At 64.8% G+C, this 15,199-nt stretch carries 13 protein-coding genes; 8 read left to right on the top strand and 5 right to left on the bottom strand.

All coding sequences use genetic code 11. The features are described 5' to 3' along the window. Positions 1 to 343 precede the first annotated feature (343 nt). The 3 genes from ABZ319_RS01245 to ABZ319_RS01235 form a co-directional block, all read right to left on the bottom strand. Positions 344 to 1,654, bottom strand: coding sequence for a TerD family protein (locus tag ABZ319_RS01245; RefSeq protein WP_354984267.1), 1,311 nt, complete (start codon positions 1,652 to 1,654; stop codon positions 344 to 346). 145 nt (positions 1,655 to 1,799) lie between these two features. Next, positions 1,800 to 2,621, bottom strand: coding sequence for a mycofactocin-coupled SDR family oxidoreductase (locus tag ABZ319_RS01240; protein WP_354984266.1), 822 nt, complete (start codon positions 2,619 to 2,621; stop codon positions 1,800 to 1,802). Next, positions 2,618 to 3,658, bottom strand: coding sequence for an NAD-dependent epimerase/dehydratase family protein (locus ABZ319_RS01235; RefSeq protein ID WP_354984265.1), 1,041 nt, complete (start codon positions 3,656 to 3,658; stop codon positions 2,618 to 2,620). Before ABZ319_RS01235 ends, ABZ319_RS01240 begins: the two co-directional genes overlap by 4 nt. 226 nt (positions 3,659 to 3,884) lie before the next feature. Between ABZ319_RS01235 and ABZ319_RS01230 the strand changes: the two genes are divergently transcribed. Together ABZ319_RS01230 and ABZ319_RS01225 are read left to right on the top strand one after the other, a co-directional pair. Beyond that, positions 3,885 to 4,796: a MerR family transcriptional regulator gene (locus tag ABZ319_RS01230; RefSeq protein ID WP_354984264.1), complete on the top strand. Its 912-nt coding sequence runs from the start codon at positions 3,885 to 3,887 to the stop codon at positions 4,794 to 4,796. Between the two features lie 98 nt (positions 4,797 to 4,894). Continuing rightward, positions 4,895 to 5,200, top strand: a complete 306-nt coding sequence (locus tag ABZ319_RS01225) for a hypothetical protein (protein ID WP_354984263.1) — start codon at positions 4,895 to 4,897, stop codon at positions 5,198 to 5,200. A 78-nt stretch (positions 5,201 to 5,278) separates the two neighbouring features. Here ABZ319_RS01225 and ABZ319_RS01220 read toward each other — a convergent pair whose 3' ends face one another. Together ABZ319_RS01220 and ABZ319_RS01215 are read right to left on the bottom strand one after the other, a co-directional pair. Continuing rightward, positions 5,279 to 6,019, bottom strand: a complete 741-nt coding sequence (locus ABZ319_RS01220; protein WP_354984262.1) for a TetR/AcrR family transcriptional regulator — start codon at positions 6,017 to 6,019, stop codon at positions 5,279 to 5,281. Positions 6,020 to 6,079: 60 nt separating this feature from the next. Next, complete coding sequence (locus tag ABZ319_RS01215) at positions 6,080 to 7,648, bottom strand: MFS transporter (RefSeq protein ID WP_354984261.1); 1,569 nt, start codon at positions 7,646 to 7,648, stop codon at positions 6,080 to 6,082. 147 nt (positions 7,649 to 7,795) lie between these two features. Between ABZ319_RS01215 and ABZ319_RS01210 the strand changes: the two genes are divergently transcribed. From ABZ319_RS01210 to ABZ319_RS01185, 6 genes are all read left to right on the top strand, one after another. Next, positions 7,796 to 8,944, top strand: a complete 1,149-nt coding sequence (locus ABZ319_RS01210) for an AraC family transcriptional regulator ligand-binding domain-containing protein (RefSeq protein ID WP_354984260.1) — start codon at positions 7,796 to 7,798, stop codon at positions 8,942 to 8,944. A gap of 277 nt (positions 8,945 to 9,221) precedes the next feature. Then, positions 9,222 to 10,154 carry a hypothetical protein gene (locus ABZ319_RS01205; protein ID WP_354984259.1) on the top strand — a complete coding sequence of 311 codons (933 nt, stop codon included), beginning with the start codon at positions 9,222 to 9,224 and terminating at the stop codon, positions 10,152 to 10,154. Between the two features lie 460 nt (positions 10,155 to 10,614). Further along, positions 10,615 to 12,264, top strand: coding sequence for an aldehyde dehydrogenase family protein (locus tag ABZ319_RS01200; protein WP_354984258.1), 1,650 nt, complete (start codon positions 10,615 to 10,617; stop codon positions 12,262 to 12,264). Between the two features lie 12 nt (positions 12,265 to 12,276). Further along, the gene (locus ABZ319_RS01195) at positions 12,277 to 13,407 is read left to right on the top strand and encodes an acyl-CoA dehydrogenase family protein (protein ID WP_354984257.1); all 1,131 of its coding nucleotides are present in this window, start codon (positions 12,277 to 12,279) and stop codon (positions 13,405 to 13,407) included. 19 nt (positions 13,408 to 13,426) lie between these two features. Next, positions 13,427 to 14,710 (top strand): aminotransferase class III-fold pyridoxal phosphate-dependent enzyme, encoded by a 1,284-nt coding sequence (locus ABZ319_RS01190; protein ID WP_354984256.1) that lies wholly within the window; start codon positions 13,427 to 13,429, stop codon positions 14,708 to 14,710. A 3-nt stretch (positions 14,711 to 14,713) separates the two neighbouring features. After that, positions 14,714 to 15,190: an SRPBCC family protein gene (locus ABZ319_RS01185; RefSeq protein WP_354984255.1), complete on the top strand. Its 477-nt coding sequence runs from the start codon at positions 14,714 to 14,716 to the stop codon at positions 15,188 to 15,190. Positions 15,191 to 15,199: the final 9 nt, after the last annotated feature.

Here is a 15,199-nt window from a genome sequence, read left to right as displayed (position 1 = left end):
AGCGAAGAACCCACCCCCGTGACAGGCGATTGTGGCAGGTCGGTCCGAGTGCTCGAGGGCGGCACTCCGGGCGCGCTTGTTGTTGGTGTGCTGACAGGCGGCACAGGTTGGTGATCATTTCCATTGCTGTCGCAGCCGCTCAGCAAAAGGGCTACGGCAATGCAGGTGACATGAAAAGCCCTCACACTACGATGATTTCAGACCATATCCAGCGCCGTGCCCATAACGTCATCTTTCACGCGGCTTTCAAGGTTCGCTCTGACACTGTTGCCAATTCGCCGCTTCGATGAGGTCGGACGTGCAGGCATAGGGGGCACGTCAGTAGTGCGAACTGAGCACAGCACTACGTGCCAGGCTTCGCGCACGCGCCGTGGTAGCAATCGAGTCCCAGCCCGTCGCCTTCCTTCTTGCTTTTTCCGACAGGGCCGCCGACAGGCTCGCGGACCCATTTTCCGCGTGTGTTCAGACCGGGCATCCGCTCACTGTGCGGATGGCTGTAGCGAGTACGGCCGTCGACCGTGAGGATTCCGTCGCGCACGTCGATGTGAGCGACGGTCGCCCAATAGGAGTTCCTGCCGTTGCCCACGTGAACGATGATCTCGTCAGCGTCGGGAGCGGGAAGGCCGTCGCTGCCCGGTCGGCCGTAGCGGATCACGACGCGAGGGCGGCCGAATTTGTTGATGGCGCCGGTCCCGTTGTCGATGGCTTGGTAAACGTTGACCAAGAGGTCTCCGTTTTCCTGCGGAAGTACCCGAACTTGTTCAACGGCCGGTAGATTGCCCGCGCCGGGTCCGCGGCTGTCGCCGTAGTGATGAATGAAAGGCCATTGTGTGAGACCGCCTTGGTGTCCTGGCTCACCACTGATCACAATGTAGTCATTGCTGTACTCGTTGCGGCAGAAGAAGTACACGTCGAGGTCTCCCTCTCCGAACGTGCGTACTCGTCCGTCGGGAAAGTACTTCGCGCCGCGACCGTCCCACCACAGGCCGACGGTCAAGATCCAACTGGTGTCGCCGTTGTTTTTTCGTAAGTCGATACTGGCGGTCTTCGACGGTGAATCCTTGGTGATCGTCACCGCGACCTTCGAAAAGTTGATAGGTCCGTCCGAGCCGGTCGATGGTGTCGGTTGCGCCAGTGGTGGTGCGGTTGCTTCCGAACCTGTGCCCGGATCGTCCACAACTATGCCGTGATCGTCGGCGAATGCGGCCAGGCCTGCTTGATATCCCTGGCCGACGGCGTCGAGTCGCCACCGTCCGTTGCGGCGGTAGAACCCGACCAGTTGCAGCACGGTCTCCGTGGTGAGTCCGTGAGAGATGAACGAGAGCGACTGTCCGCTACCGGCAATGATGGTCCGGATCGCGGGGAGAGCTCCGAAATTGGTGCCTTGAGACTCAGCACTCCCAGCGATCACAACTCGGTCGATGTGGGCGGGCATTGTGGACAGATCGACCACGATTTGTCCCTCGGAAACCAGTTCGACGCCGTGGCGCACAGGGTTGTTGAAGAAGACGAGATCCTCGTCGCTACGAACCTTCCCGGTCACTCCGACCAGGACCGCGAGGATATCCACGCTCTCGGGGTGTATGGAGATCGCGTAGCGTCCATCGCTGAGATCTGTCTTCGACCCCTTGACCACTTCGACTACCGAGTTCATGCAGTTCCTCCACCGTCGGCGACGACCGGGGCCATCCCTCTCGCGCGTCCAGCGACATTCAACACACCACCTCCGGGCCGATCCGCGTGTTCGCCGAAGCCGCGAAAGTCGTAACGAGCGGTATCGAGTCACTTCGCTTCGCAATTCAGTACTGCGTCGACCCCTGGTCGATGGACATCGCGGTTGCGGTGATCAGCCGGGACTCGTCGCCCGCCAGCCAGCAGACCGCGTTCGCGACATCCTCCGGTTCGGCGATCCAGACCGGGAGGAAGGGGGTGTTCATGTTCGCCAGTTGGGGGTTCGTTTCGAGCGTGCGGCCGATCGCGGAGATCATGTCGCCGGAGCCCATGGGGGTGTTCACCGCGCCAGGGTGGACGCTGTTGACGCGGATCGCGTGTTTGCCGAGTTCGGCCGCCAGGGCGCGGGCCATGCCCGTGACCACATGTTTGCTCGCGGTGTAATGAACCATGAAGGGCTGCAGCTTGATACCGGCGGCCGAGCTGATCAGGATGATCGAACCGCCGCGGCCGCCGTCGATGATCCGTTGTGCGCCCGCCACGACCGTGTTCCAGGTTCCGGTGACGTTGGTGTCCATGACGTCGCGGAACGACTCGGGGGTGATCTCGTTCCACGCCTGCGGCGGGCTGATACCGGCGTTCGCGACGATCACATCCAAGCGCCCGAATTCGTTGAATCCTTCGTCGACAGCCGCGGTGAGGGCTTCGAGGTCCCGGATATCGGCAACCGAGGCGACGATGCGACCGCCGGCGGAACGGACGAGGCGGACGGTCTCGTCGAGGTCTTCCTTGGTGGCGGAGTCGTAGGGCACCGCGGGCGGGAGGGGCCCGCACAGGTCGACGGTGATGATGTCGGCGCCTTCGGCGGCCAGGCGCACCGCGTGGGCGCGGCCCTGACCGCGAGCCGCTCCGGTGATGAATGCTGTTCTGCCGGTCAGTGAACCACTCACGCGGGATGCCTTCTCTCGTTGATCGCAGACGATGACCTGCGGTTTCTATGACGCTGAAGAAAGAATTCGGCCCCGGCGCGCACCGCGTCCGCGGTCGGCGACGGGATCCAGTTCAGCTCACGCGTGGCTTTGCCGTGGTCGAGTTCGGAGGTGGCGCGCAGCAGCTCGACGGCGGTGCGATTGAGCTGGAAGTCCCGTCGCAGCAGCCGGCCCGCCGCGCTGACGACGTATCCGAGAGCGACCAGGACCGGCAGCGGGATTCCGAATCGCGGGGGTCGCGCACCGCCGGTCCGTGCCGCGAGCGCGTAGAGATCCCGTGCCGTCATGAAACTCTCGGTGACTACGTAGCGTTCGCCGTCGCGGCCGTTCTCGGCGGCCAGCAGCAGCGCCCGCGCGGCGTCCTCGATACCGACGACCATCGCCCCGACCCCGCGGAAGTACGCCGGGAGCCGGCCCAGCGCGGCCAGCGCGACCAGCGAGCCGTGGGGAGTCGGCTGCCAATCGCCGGGCCCGTAGGTATTGCCGACACACAGTGCGACAGCGGGCAATCCGCGATCGCGGACGTACTCGAAGACCAGCTCTTCGGCCGCACGGCGCGAGGCGATATAGGCCCCGCCCCGGTTCGACCAGTTGTGCGGTGAGTTCTCGTCGGCAGGCACACCGTCTACGGCCAACCCGATCGTTCCGATGGTGCTGGTGAACACGAACCGCTCGAGATCGGCCTTCGCGGCGATCTCGAGCACTCCCCGCAGCCCCTCGACGTTGGTCCGGAACAGCGGGGCCGGATCACGGAGCCACGCACGGGTATCCACGACGCAGTAGAAGACGACGTCGCGGCCCGCCATGGCCGTGTGGACGGCCTCGGTGTCGAAGATGTCCCCGTAGTGACGCTCGACGGCGAGACCGTCGATATTGCGCGTCCGGCTCCCGGCGCGCAGCAGCACTCGGACGTCGTCGCCCCGATCCACCAGCTGCCGCGTCACCGCGGACCCCAGAAATCCGCTCGCACCCATGACGAGTACTTTTCGCTTGCTCATCGTCGTCCTTCGCCGTATGCCACCTGTCGGAGGTTAAGGGACACGGAATGCGCACACTCGCTAGAGGGGCCGGACCTGTTGTGCGACAGCAGGTCCGAACCAGAGATTGCCGGGGAAGAGGTTGAAGCGGTCTGACAGACGTCGGCTCCGGCTTCGAAGGCCGTTTTCGTGGCGCGCGTCCGGTCGTGCTGCGGAGCCTCCGGTACGCCATCTCGGAGCCGTCGCGTTGACGATTCGAGCATTTACTAGAACAGTATTGACTAGCAACGTTTATGCCGCGCATGCTCGACCGGTGCGAACGACACACACCGACCTTACGGTCGAGGAGCTGGCCACGCGAGTCGGTGTGCCCACCAGTACCGTGCGGATGTATCAGTCGAAGGGGCTGTTGCATGCGCCGCGCCGGGTCGGGCGCACCGCTCGCTACGACAGCTCCCACCTGAACCGTCTCGAACTGGTGCAGCGACTGCAGGACCGAGGCTTTTCGCTCGGCTCGATCGCCGAGTTGCTGACCGCACGCGAGCAGGGGGCGACAGTCGCCGACCTACTCGCGTTGCCGGGCGGACCCGAGGATTGGGTACCGCTCACCCTGGGCGACATCCGGCAGATGATCAAGCCGAAGGGCCTGCGACCTGCCCTGCTGCGCAAGGCAACTCGGCTCGGATTGATCCGGTGGCGGCGCGGCCGTCCGCAGACCCGGCGCTGGGTGCTCGGCAGTGGCCTGCGGGTCGCCGAGCTGGACCTGCCGCCGGGCGATGTGCTCGATCAGATTGCCCGGCTGCGGGCGCATACCGACCAGATCGCAGCAGATTTCGGCGACATCTTCGAGCGCACGCTGTGGCCCCGCATCCATGCCGGCGGCACCGAATCCGATCAACTCGACCGGACTCGCGAGCTGTTGCGGGAGCTGACCGGCTTGGCCGAGGGAGTCGTTCTCGGCGCACTGCGGGAATCGGTCCGGCACCTCGCCGAACAATTCGTCGAACGGCACGAGCTGCTGCCCGTCGGCGGCGAACGGCCCGATTGGCTGGACCACTCGATCCCGGTGCTCAACGAGCGCCTGCTCGAAGCCCATGACGACGACAGCGACGACGTGGACCAATTCCTCGCCGCCGATGATGACCGGGAGCAGAGTTGACAACATACCCGTGCCTCCGAATGGCAAGAGCAGAGCGAGAACTCGGCGAGCCCGCGCTATCGGGCAGGTCGGGGACATACGTCGTCATTGGAACACTGATGACCTGGTTGCGGTACTGCTGGCACCTGATCGCGGGCACCCTGACCGGGCTCGCGCTGTTCGTCTTCTGTGTGCTGGCGCTGATGGACGTGCTGTACTTCTGGGCTATCCCGGCCGGAGCGATCCTCGCAGCGGTGATTTGGGCGATGACCGTGACCATCTGCGCCGTGCGCACGCACCGCCGAGGCTGGAACGCCTCGGTGATTCGCTTCCTGATCGGGTTCGGAATCATCCCCTGCTACGCCGGCGCACTGGCAATCATCGGCGGATTTTTCGAGGGGTGGGGCAACCCCATCATCGGCTGATCCGGCACGCGGCGACCGCGATGCCGCGCGATCGACCGGAGCCGGGATCAACCGGTCATTCGGAGGAACTCGGCAGATCTACGTGTTGTCGGCACCGGTGGGTGTCGATGCTCCGGCGCGGCCGTGTGCCTCCGCCAGCTGCCGCCAGTAGGCGGCCAGGAACTCGACGAGGCTGTCGACCAACGCTTCCGTGTCACTGGCCGTGGTGCCGTTGAACCAGGAAGACACAATCTGCCCGACGCCGCCGACGAGGAACTGGGCAGCCAGTGGTACCGGGGTGTATTCGCCGGCCGGTGTGGCTTCGCGAATGTGTTCGTCCAGGAGTTCGATGAATCCCTGGGTCGATCCATATCGTTTGTGCAGCAGTGCCGGATTGATCTGGTTGGGGCTGAACAGCAGCCGCCCGAGCCGGTAGTCGGCTTCGATCCCGCGCACGAGTTCGCCGATTCCGGCCCGCAGCTTCTCCTTGCGCGGTGCGTTCGCGACCGCGAGTTGAATGGAGGCCGTCAGTTCCTGCACCGACCACTCGTAGATATCGGCGGCGAATTCATCCTTGTCGGCGAAACTCTCGTAAAAGTAGCGCTGTGAGAGACCGGCCTGTTGGCACACGTTGCGCAGGGTCAGCTCACCGGGGCTGTCCCGGGCCCCGAGGATATCGAGGCCCACCTCGAGTAGCTTCTCGCGCCTTTTGGCAACCCGCTCCTCCGCGGAAAGGCCGTTGTACGGGTGGCTGGTTGTCGGCGTCACGTTTCGATTTTGGCAGATGCCGGTCCGTGGTATCGGAAACCCCCCGGAATTGTGGACGACGCGTCCGGTCATAAGGCAATGCACCTGGTGTGAGATTTGTTGTGCTGCTCGATATTTCGTGTACCGATGGTGTCAGGTCACCGGCGCCGCCGGCTCCGGCTCCGATACGTGTGCGATGTCGTCCCCGCTCGCCCGCCGATCTCCGCTCGGCTCGAGTAGGAGCCATCCGGCGACAGCGGCGACTACCGCAATACCTCCGGCGGTAAGGGAGGCGGTATGAAAGCCGTCGAGAAAGGCGCCTTTGACGAGACCGCTGAGTTGGGCGCCGATCGGGTCCGGAATTGAGCCGGCGGCTTGAACCCCGGTCAGCATGGAGTTCGCCGCCGCGTCGCGCGCCGCCTGGGGCAACGGTATGTCGGCCAGATCGGTTGCTATTTTCCCGGAGTAGACCGAGGCGAGAATCGAGCCGAGTACGGCGACTCCCAGCGTTCCGCCGAGTTCGCGACTCGTATCGTTGACCGCCGATCCCGCGCCGACCTGCCCGGTGGACAGCTCGTTGAGCACCATCAGGGTCGCCGGCCCCGCGACGAGCGCCACGCCCGCGGCCAGCGTGATCATGACGGGCGCGATCACGCCCCAGTACGAGGTGAGCGCGTCGTACCGTATGGTCAGCACGAAGGCCAGGGCCATGACCAGCGATCCGAGCACGGCGGTCCGGCCCGCTCCGATCTTCGACCCCAGCCACATGCTCGGCCCGGCGAAGACCGTCATCGCGATGGCGAAAGGCAGTGTGCGGGTGCCTGTTTCCAGGGGCGAGAATTCTTTGACGCCCTGGAAGTATTGGGTCATCAGGAATACGAATCCCATGAGCGCGAACATGCCGAATGTCAGCAGCAGTGCCGCCGCGGCGAAGTTGCGGTCGCGGAAGAGACGAATATCGAACAGCGGCGACGAGAATCGGCTCTCCCACACCGCGTACGCCGCGATGACCGCCGCGCCGATCACGATCCCGCCAATGGTCCGCAGGGTCAGCCAACCGTGGTTCGGGGCCTCGATCACGCTGTAGACGACGATCGTGATGCCGACCATCGACAGCACCATGCCGCCGATATCGAAGCGTCCGGCTTCGGGATTTCTGCTGGGCGGTATGAGAGCGGCAACGGCTATCAGTGCGATGGCGCCGGCGGGAACATTGATCCAGAAGATGGAACTCCACGAGTAGTGATGCAGCAGCCAGCCGCCGACCACCGGCCCGATCGCGGCCGCGACTCCGGCAACCGCCGCCCACGTCGCCACCGCGATAGCGCGTTCGCGAAGGTCGTCGAACAGAATCACCACGAGGGCGAGGGTGGCCGGAAATACGAGAGCGGCGAAAAGGCCGAGGCCCGCTCGCGCGGCGATCAACTGACCCAGGTTCTGTGAAATGGCGGCGAGTGCGGAGATCGCCGCGAAACCGACGATTCCGATCAGCAGCACGGTCTTGCGGCCGAAACGATCACCCAGATACCCGCCCGTCAGGAGTAGGCCGGCGAATACGAGCGTGTACATGTCCACCACCATCTGCAAACCAGATGTGCCGGCGCCCAAATCGGTCGAAATCTTCGGCAACGCGACATTGACGATGGTGTTGTCCAGGAAGACCAGCAACTCGGCGAAGCACAGGGCCGCCAGTCCTAGCCATCGAATCACTATGGGACGCATCGGTTATGGCCCTCCTTGTCTCGGGCGGGCGGTACCGCGGCGGAGCTGGAAGCGAACCGCAGCCGGTGCGTGCCCCAGTGCACGGGCCGACTTCTGGACGACCCGATGTCACCGTACGAGCCGCCCGCGGGCGTTCGGAATGACTCGATGGGACAGAAGCGTGATACTTTCGGCGCGGTGGAGAGCAGGTCGTGGGACTTCAGACGCGGCATCATCGGGATCCGGCACATGGTCCAGCTCGGAATCGATCACGGAATCCCGGAGCGCCGACTGCTCGCCTCGACCGGGCTCCTGCTCCCGGATCTGGAAGCCGACGACCTGGAAGTCGAAGGCGTACAGGAGCTATCGGTCGCGCGGAACCTGGTGGAAACACTCGGAGACCGGCCGGGGCTCGGGACCGAGGTCGCGATGCGCTTCTCGCTCGCGAACTTCGGCCTGCTCGGCTTCGCCATGCTCAGCAGCCCCACCGCCGGCGAAGCCCTCCAGGTCGCACTCCGCACGCTGCGGATCGGCAACCGATTCATCGACATCACGGTCAACTTCACCCAGACGACGGGGCGGATAACGTTCGAGCACCGGAATCTGCCCGCCGACGTCCGCGCCTTCCTGCTCGAACGTGACATCGCCATCATCTTCGGGGTGATCGTGTTGCGTTGTCTCAGTCCGCAACTCGTGGATCGTCTCGGCGATACCCGCTTGGAGCTGGCGCTTCCCGACGAGCGGGCGGCGCGGGTGATCGATGGCATGACACGGATGCTCGCCGACCTCGCGCACGATCCGATGCGGCGGTTCCGGATAGTCGCCGACCGCCCGACCACAGCGCTGACGTTTCCGCTCGATCTGCTCGCCGAGCCGATGTCGATGCCGGATCCGGCGACCGCCGCCCTGTGCGAGCAGCACTGCCTGGACCTGCTGCAGAATCGCCTCGAGCGCGGGCAGCTCGCGGCCAGAACCCGCGCGATACTGCTGCAGCAGATCCACACCGCGCCCACCGCGAGCGAGATCGCGGCCAGGCTGAACATGGACCGCCGCACCCTGCATCGACGGCTCGCCGAGGAGGGCACCAACTTCCGGATCCTCCAGGAGGAGACCCGCTGCGCGCTCGCCATCGACATGCTCGATGTCCTCGACCTCACCGTCAAGGAGACCGCGGCCCGCCTCGGCTACGCCAGCGCCGCGGCGTTCAGCAGATCGTTCACTCGATGGACCGGCAGTCCGCCCAGTGCCTACCGCCCGCGCCCGCAGCCCGCGCGGCGCGAGGCGGGCCGTGCCGAAACCTCAATGCCCGCAAGCTGAATCGACCTCCTGCCACGTCGCGGGCCCGCGTGGAACCCCACGCCGGGCCGAACCGCACGGCCACGCCGGCGTCACCTCGACTTAATTTGACTGCACCTGTATCCAGATGTAGCTTGGTAGCAAGATCGCAACCATGAGAAGTGCAAGGGCATTACCGCGGACGGTCATCACCCGGACCTGGGCTTGGTGGCGTTTTGCTACGGGGGTCAGTGTGGGGTTATCGATACCGGCGGAGTGGTCGGCACAAAGTGGACTTCCGAGTCGAAAATCGCTGCCCGTGAGCGTTGTCAAGGTCAGCGACCTACTGGCGGAAGGCTCGCCGCGCTCGAGTGGTCTCAACAACGCGCATATCGAGCGTATGGTGGCGGCCGATTGGCCACTGCCCCCGATCATCGTTCATGAGCCGACAATGCGAATTCTCGACGGCCTGCATCGCGTAGCCGCGGCAGTGTGCAAGGGAATTGATCAACTGGACGCCCATCTCATATCCGGACCCATCGACGCTGCGTTCGTAATCGCGGTTCAAGCGAACATCAGTAACGGATTGCCGCTCACATTCGCGGAGCGCCGGGCGGCCGCCGCTAAAATCCTTGTGACCCATCCCGAATGGTCGGATCGAACGATCGGATCTACGACCGGTCTGTCCGCGAAGGTTATCAGTCGCCTGCGGTGTTCAACCGATGCCGATACGCAGTCGAACACTCGATTGGGCAAAGACGGACGGTTCCGGCCCGTTGACCCCTCCGACGGTCGCAGGCGCGTGGCGGAACTGCTCGAACAGATGCCCAGCGCCTCGCTGCGTACGATCGCGCGCGCGGCCGGGGTTTCTCCCGGGACGGTGCGAAACGTTCGTGGTCGCATGACCCGCTACGGTTTTCCCGAGTCCCCGACCGGCGGCGCCGAGGCCGATGTTTCCCATGGCGGTTCCGGTGAAATGCAGTTCGCCACCGGGGCGGTGGCCGAAAAATCGGTGGATGCCACCGCGGTACTCGCGGTTCTGTCGCGCGACCCCGCGCTGCGGATGAGCGAATCCGGACGTGACTTTCTGCGCTGGCTGCACGCGCACACCGTCAGGTTCGACGACGGCACGATGATTGCGACCGCGGTGCCCGACCACTGCGTTTCACACGTCATCGAATTGGCGAGGCATTGCTCGGTCAGCTGGGCCACCATTGCGCACGACCTGCAACAGCGCAACGAAGCGTCGTAATCCTTTTCGCCGTATTCCGGTGAATCCGTACCGCACATAGATCGCTCCTGCGACCCCGCCGGCGTCGCGCCGTGGGGTACGTGCGGCTGTGCGGTGGCTGCCCGCAAGGGCTCCGGCCGGATGCGCGCCCGCCCGAACCACTGTTCAAGTCTGGGTTGCACAAGGTAGGCGACCTATTCGCGGCCGGTCATGGTTCGCTGCGGCGTGCACTGCCGACCCGCCCGCAGCGCCACTCGAGCGCGCTTCGTGTATCTCCCGCAACCGCCCCCCGGCTGTGTCGCGGCCCGGTGTATCGAACAGTGCGGCAGCGCGATTCCCGCGTGGCTGGAGCGGCAGACGGACGCGTTGACGCGAATACGCCGCTGTCATAGCTTTTTCCGGAGCGCTGGTGCTCGGAGCGATCCGCCGCGGAATTCCGGTCTACGCCGGACTGCAATGCGTTCGAAAGGACCTATCCGCTATGAAGAGTTACCCGTCGTTGATCGACGGCCGGGACGCGGATCACAGTAGGTGGCTACACGCAATTCGTGCGAGTGCACTGCTGCGAGACGAAATATCCGCGTTGAAATTGAAGCGCAGCCTCGATCGAGGAATCATCGCCGATTGCGACGACGAGCGCGTCGTGGGCCGCGTGGGTCTGAGTTCCATGGAACAGGTGCGCGATGCCGCCGCGGCCGCGAAGGCGGCATTCTCGGAATGGTCGAATTGGTCTGCCGAGGAACGTCTCGCAGTGGCGTCGGCGGTGGGCGATCGTATTCGTGCGCGCGCCGATGAATTCACGGAAATGCTTGTAGCGGAGGGCCACCCCCGGCAGTTGGCCGTCTGGGAAGTAGGCAGCGCCGTCGAGATGACATCGGAGGCGAATCTGTGGCGCGCCCGCAAACAACTGGCCGAAGTCAGCACCGCGGGCGGCCGGGAGCTCAGATTGGTGCGCAAACCGGATGGCGTCGTCGCCGTGCATCCACCGCACAATGCGCCCGCGGCGAATTCCCTGATCGCTCTCGGCGCATTGATTGTCGGCAATACCGTTGTCGTCAAAGCGCCGCGCAGCGCACCGCTGGCGACGGCGTGGTTCTGGCGTGAGATCGTCGATCCGGTGCTGCGCGAGATGAAAGCGCCGGCGGGCACGGCCAACGTGATCTGTGCCGCGCCGAACGAGGTGCTCGACAGTTGGCTCGAGTCCGATGATATCGACGATCTGATGTACTTCGGCGACTCCATTCGCGGCATCGAGATCGGAAATCGCTGGCATACGCGCGGCAAGAAGGCGATCCTGGAGCTCGCCGGGAACGACGGCGTCCTGGTCTGGTCGGACGCCGAGATAGATCTGGCGGTCACCGCGCTGTCGGAGTGTTTCTACGGCTCCACTCAGATTTGCATGGTGCCCAAGTACGTGATCGTCCACGAGGCAATTGCGGATACGTTGCTGGACAAACTCATTCAGGTGGTTCGCCGAATCCGTCCGGGCTATCCCGAGGACGAGGGTTCGCTGCTGTCGCCGGTGATGAAGTCGCTCGAGTTCGATTCGATGCTCGCCGGAGCCATGGATGCCGGCGCTCGTCTGCTGTGTGGCGGCGGTCGTCTCGAAATAGACGGAACACCAAGCCCGACCGGATATTTCATCGACCCGACGGTGTTGCGGATCGAGGGCTTGAAGCTGGCCGACACGCTGGATGTCGTGCGCGAGGAGACCTTCTTCCCGCTGCTGCCCATTGTCGTCGTCGGCGCGGACACCGACGCCGACGGTACGCAGCAGGGGCTGTTCGAAGCCTGCGTCGACTTCATGAACGCGAACCGATTCGGGCTCCGGAACTCCGCGTGGATCCGGGACCCCGATCTCATCGAAACCTTCTGTCGCCGACTGCGTAACGGCGGCTTCTTGAAGATCAACGACAGCCACATCTCGCAGGCGCCCGGACTACCCACCCACGGCGGCACCGGACTGACCGGCGGCCCGTTCGGTGAAGCTCACTTCCCCATCCTGCGAACCAGCCATCTACAGGCGATCAGCATCGCGTCGGCGGTTGAACCGAGGGAATCGGTTTTCGTGCGGCTGAGTACCTCGGAAAGCACACCGGACAGCCGAGTCTCGGCCCCGGCGAATCGATAAGGAGCACGGTCAGTGGTCAGCACCCGTGAGTCCCTGCAGATCCTCGAAGATGTGGTGCCCGGTCTGGGCAAAAGCCTCGCCGGAACCGATTTCAACAGCCTGGAAGCCGACAGCTCGATAGGACTCGGGATCTATCGCGAGTCCGGCGCGACCGGCCTGCTGGTCGCCGGCCGCCACGGCGGACTGGGGGCCTCGGCGTATCAAGCGCTGCATTGCACGCGTGCGATCGGATCCATCGCGCCGTCCCTGGCGGTCGCGGCCACGATGCACAATTTCTCGGTCGCGGCGCTGAACTCCATCGAAGAGCATTTCGACGGTGTGGAATGGATGGTCCTCGACGCGGTGGCCAATGACGGCCTGTTCATGTCGTCGGGGTTCGCCGAGGGGCGGTCCGGGCAGGGTTTTCTGTCGCCCACGATGACCGCTCGCCGCGAGGGCGCGCACTGGGTCGTCAACGGGTCGAAGAAGCCGTGCAGCCTTTCTCGATCGATGGACCTCATGTCGGCGAGCGTGTCGTTGCTCAGCGAGGACGGCGAACCGGAGATCGGCGTCCTGGTCATTCCATCGACCATGGACGGCATCTCGGTGCGGCCGTTCTGGAATTCCCCGGTGCTGCGGGCGGCCGAGAGCGACGAGGTGATCCTCACCGACGTCGAGGTGCCGGACGAACTGGTCATGAAGCCGGCCGAAGGCATCGGCGTCACCATCGAAGAGCTGGAGGCCACCGGCCTGACCTGGTTCACCCTGCTGATCACCGCCGCCTACGTGGGTATGGCGAGCACGCTGGTGGATCGCCTCCTGGAAACCGGCAAAGGAACCGCGCACGCGCGGACGGCGGCCGCGGGCGCGATGGCGGCGACCATGCTGTCGCTGGAAAGCGTCGCCTGTGCGATCGACGATCCCGAGGATCGGTCGGATCGGCTGGGACGAGCGCTCATCGCGCGATACGCCGCCCAGGACGCGATCGTTCGCACGGTCGGCAGCGTCGTGGAGAACCTCGGCGGCATCGAATACATCACCAATCCCGCCATCAGCTACCTGGCCGCCGCGACGCACGCCCTGGCCTTGCATCCGCCGTCCCGGAACTCGATGGTGAGCGAACTCGAGGGTTCGTTTCTGGGCCGGCCCATTTCGATCACGTAATCAGCAGTGGGGAATTCGCATGCAGCGCAACACCGACAACTCGTCGCCGGTCAGTGGAACAGGCGTGCGCGAAACTTATTCGCGCTACCTCGGGAGCAAACTCGTCGCACTGTCCCGAATCTTCGGCGGGCAGGTGGAGCGGCGTTCGCACGGGGCGCTGGTCTTCGACGAGTCCGACACCCCGTACGTGAACTGCTCCGGGTACGGCGTCTTTCTGCTGGGCGCCACGAACCCGCACGTGGTGGCGGCCGTGGTCGAACAGGTGCAGCGGCATCCGCTGTCGGCTCGGCTCTTCATCGAGGGCCGGGTGGCCCAGGCCGCCGAGGCGCTCGTCGACATCGCCCCGCCGGGGTTGAGCAAGGTCTACTTCACGTGTTCCGGCGCCGAGGCGACCGAAACCGCCCTCAAACTCGCACGCATCCATGGGTTTCGGCGCGTCGTCACGATGACCAACGGCTACCACGGGCGCACGATCGGCGCCCTCAGCGTCAGCGCCAGGCCGGTGTATCAGAAGCCGTTCACCCCACTGCTGGCCGATGTCGAGGTGGTGCCGTTCGATGACGTCGAGGCACTGCGCGCCGCGTTGCGTGACGGTCCGCCCGCCTGCGTCATCCTCGAACCCATTCAGGGCGAAGCCGGCGTGATCATCCCGAGCCCCGGATTTCTCGACGGGGTTCAGGCCGCGTGCACGGAGTTCGGTGCGTTCCTCGTCGTCGACGAAATCCTCACGGGCATGGGCAGAGTGGGCAAATCGTGGGCGATCGAGGGCACGTCCGTGCGACCCGATGTGTTGCTCGTCGGCAAGACACTGTCCGGCGGCGTGATCCCGGTGGCGGCGGTCGTAGCGACCGAGCACGCCTACGCACCCTTCGAAAAGGATCCGTTCCTCCATCAGTCGACGTTCAGTGGCGCGCCCGTCACCGCGGCGGCCGCCTTGGCGGCGATCGAAGCCCTGTCGATCTACAACGTGGTCGATGAAGCGGCCAGGATCGGCAAACGACTGCTGGAAAGCTTCCGGGCCGCAGCGCGTTTCGCACCCGAAGGTGTGGTGCGCGAGATCCGGGGCGCGGGGCTGCTGATCGGGATCGAGTTCGCCGATGGCGGATACGCGGGCGAAATGGTGCTCGGGCTGGTCGAGAACGGGGTCATCGTCAATCACTCCATCAACTGTCCGACGGTCATTCGCTTCACCCCGCCGGCGGTGATCACAGACTCGGAGATCACGCAGATCGAACGGGCGGTGGAGCGCAGCTTCGCGTCACTGACGCCGGCGACATTCCAACTCGACAATGGGCAGGTGTAATCCATGCAGGCGGTGCAGGTGCGGTCGGCGGTGTCCGGCTGGACGCGGCGAGAGGTCTACGAGCGACTCAAAGACGGTGAGGTCTACGTCAAATACGCTCCGGAGCAAGTGAAGTCGGTGCGGACGGAAATCGGCTCCCGGCCGAATTCGGCGCTCACCCACTGGGAGATCTACTTCCGCAACGGAATTCTGAGCTGGAGTGAGGAAGACTCCTACGACGACGACACCTGCACCATCGAGTTCACCCAGATCGACGGCGACTTCGATGTTTTCGACGGTGCGTGGCGCGTCGACGAGGACGAGAACGGCCTGATCCTCACCTTCACGGCCGAGTTCGACTTCGGAGTTCCGAGCATGGAGTCGATCGTGAATCCGGTCGCGCTGCGGGTGCTCCGATACGCCATGTCCGAGATCGTGTCGAAACTGTTCGGCGGCACCGTGATCGAGGGCGACCCGGCGACCGCGAACCCGCGCGGCTGAGGGCCCGCG

Origin of the sequence: Nocardia sp. NPDC005978 (genome assembly GCF_040614455.1) — a bacterium.
In the GTDB taxonomy this organism is placed as follows: Bacteria; Actinomycetota; Actinomycetes; order Mycobacteriales; family Mycobacteriaceae; genus Nocardia.
The sequence above is the reverse complement of the archived record's forward strand: the minus strand, read 5'-3'. Positions and strand labels throughout refer to the sequence as shown.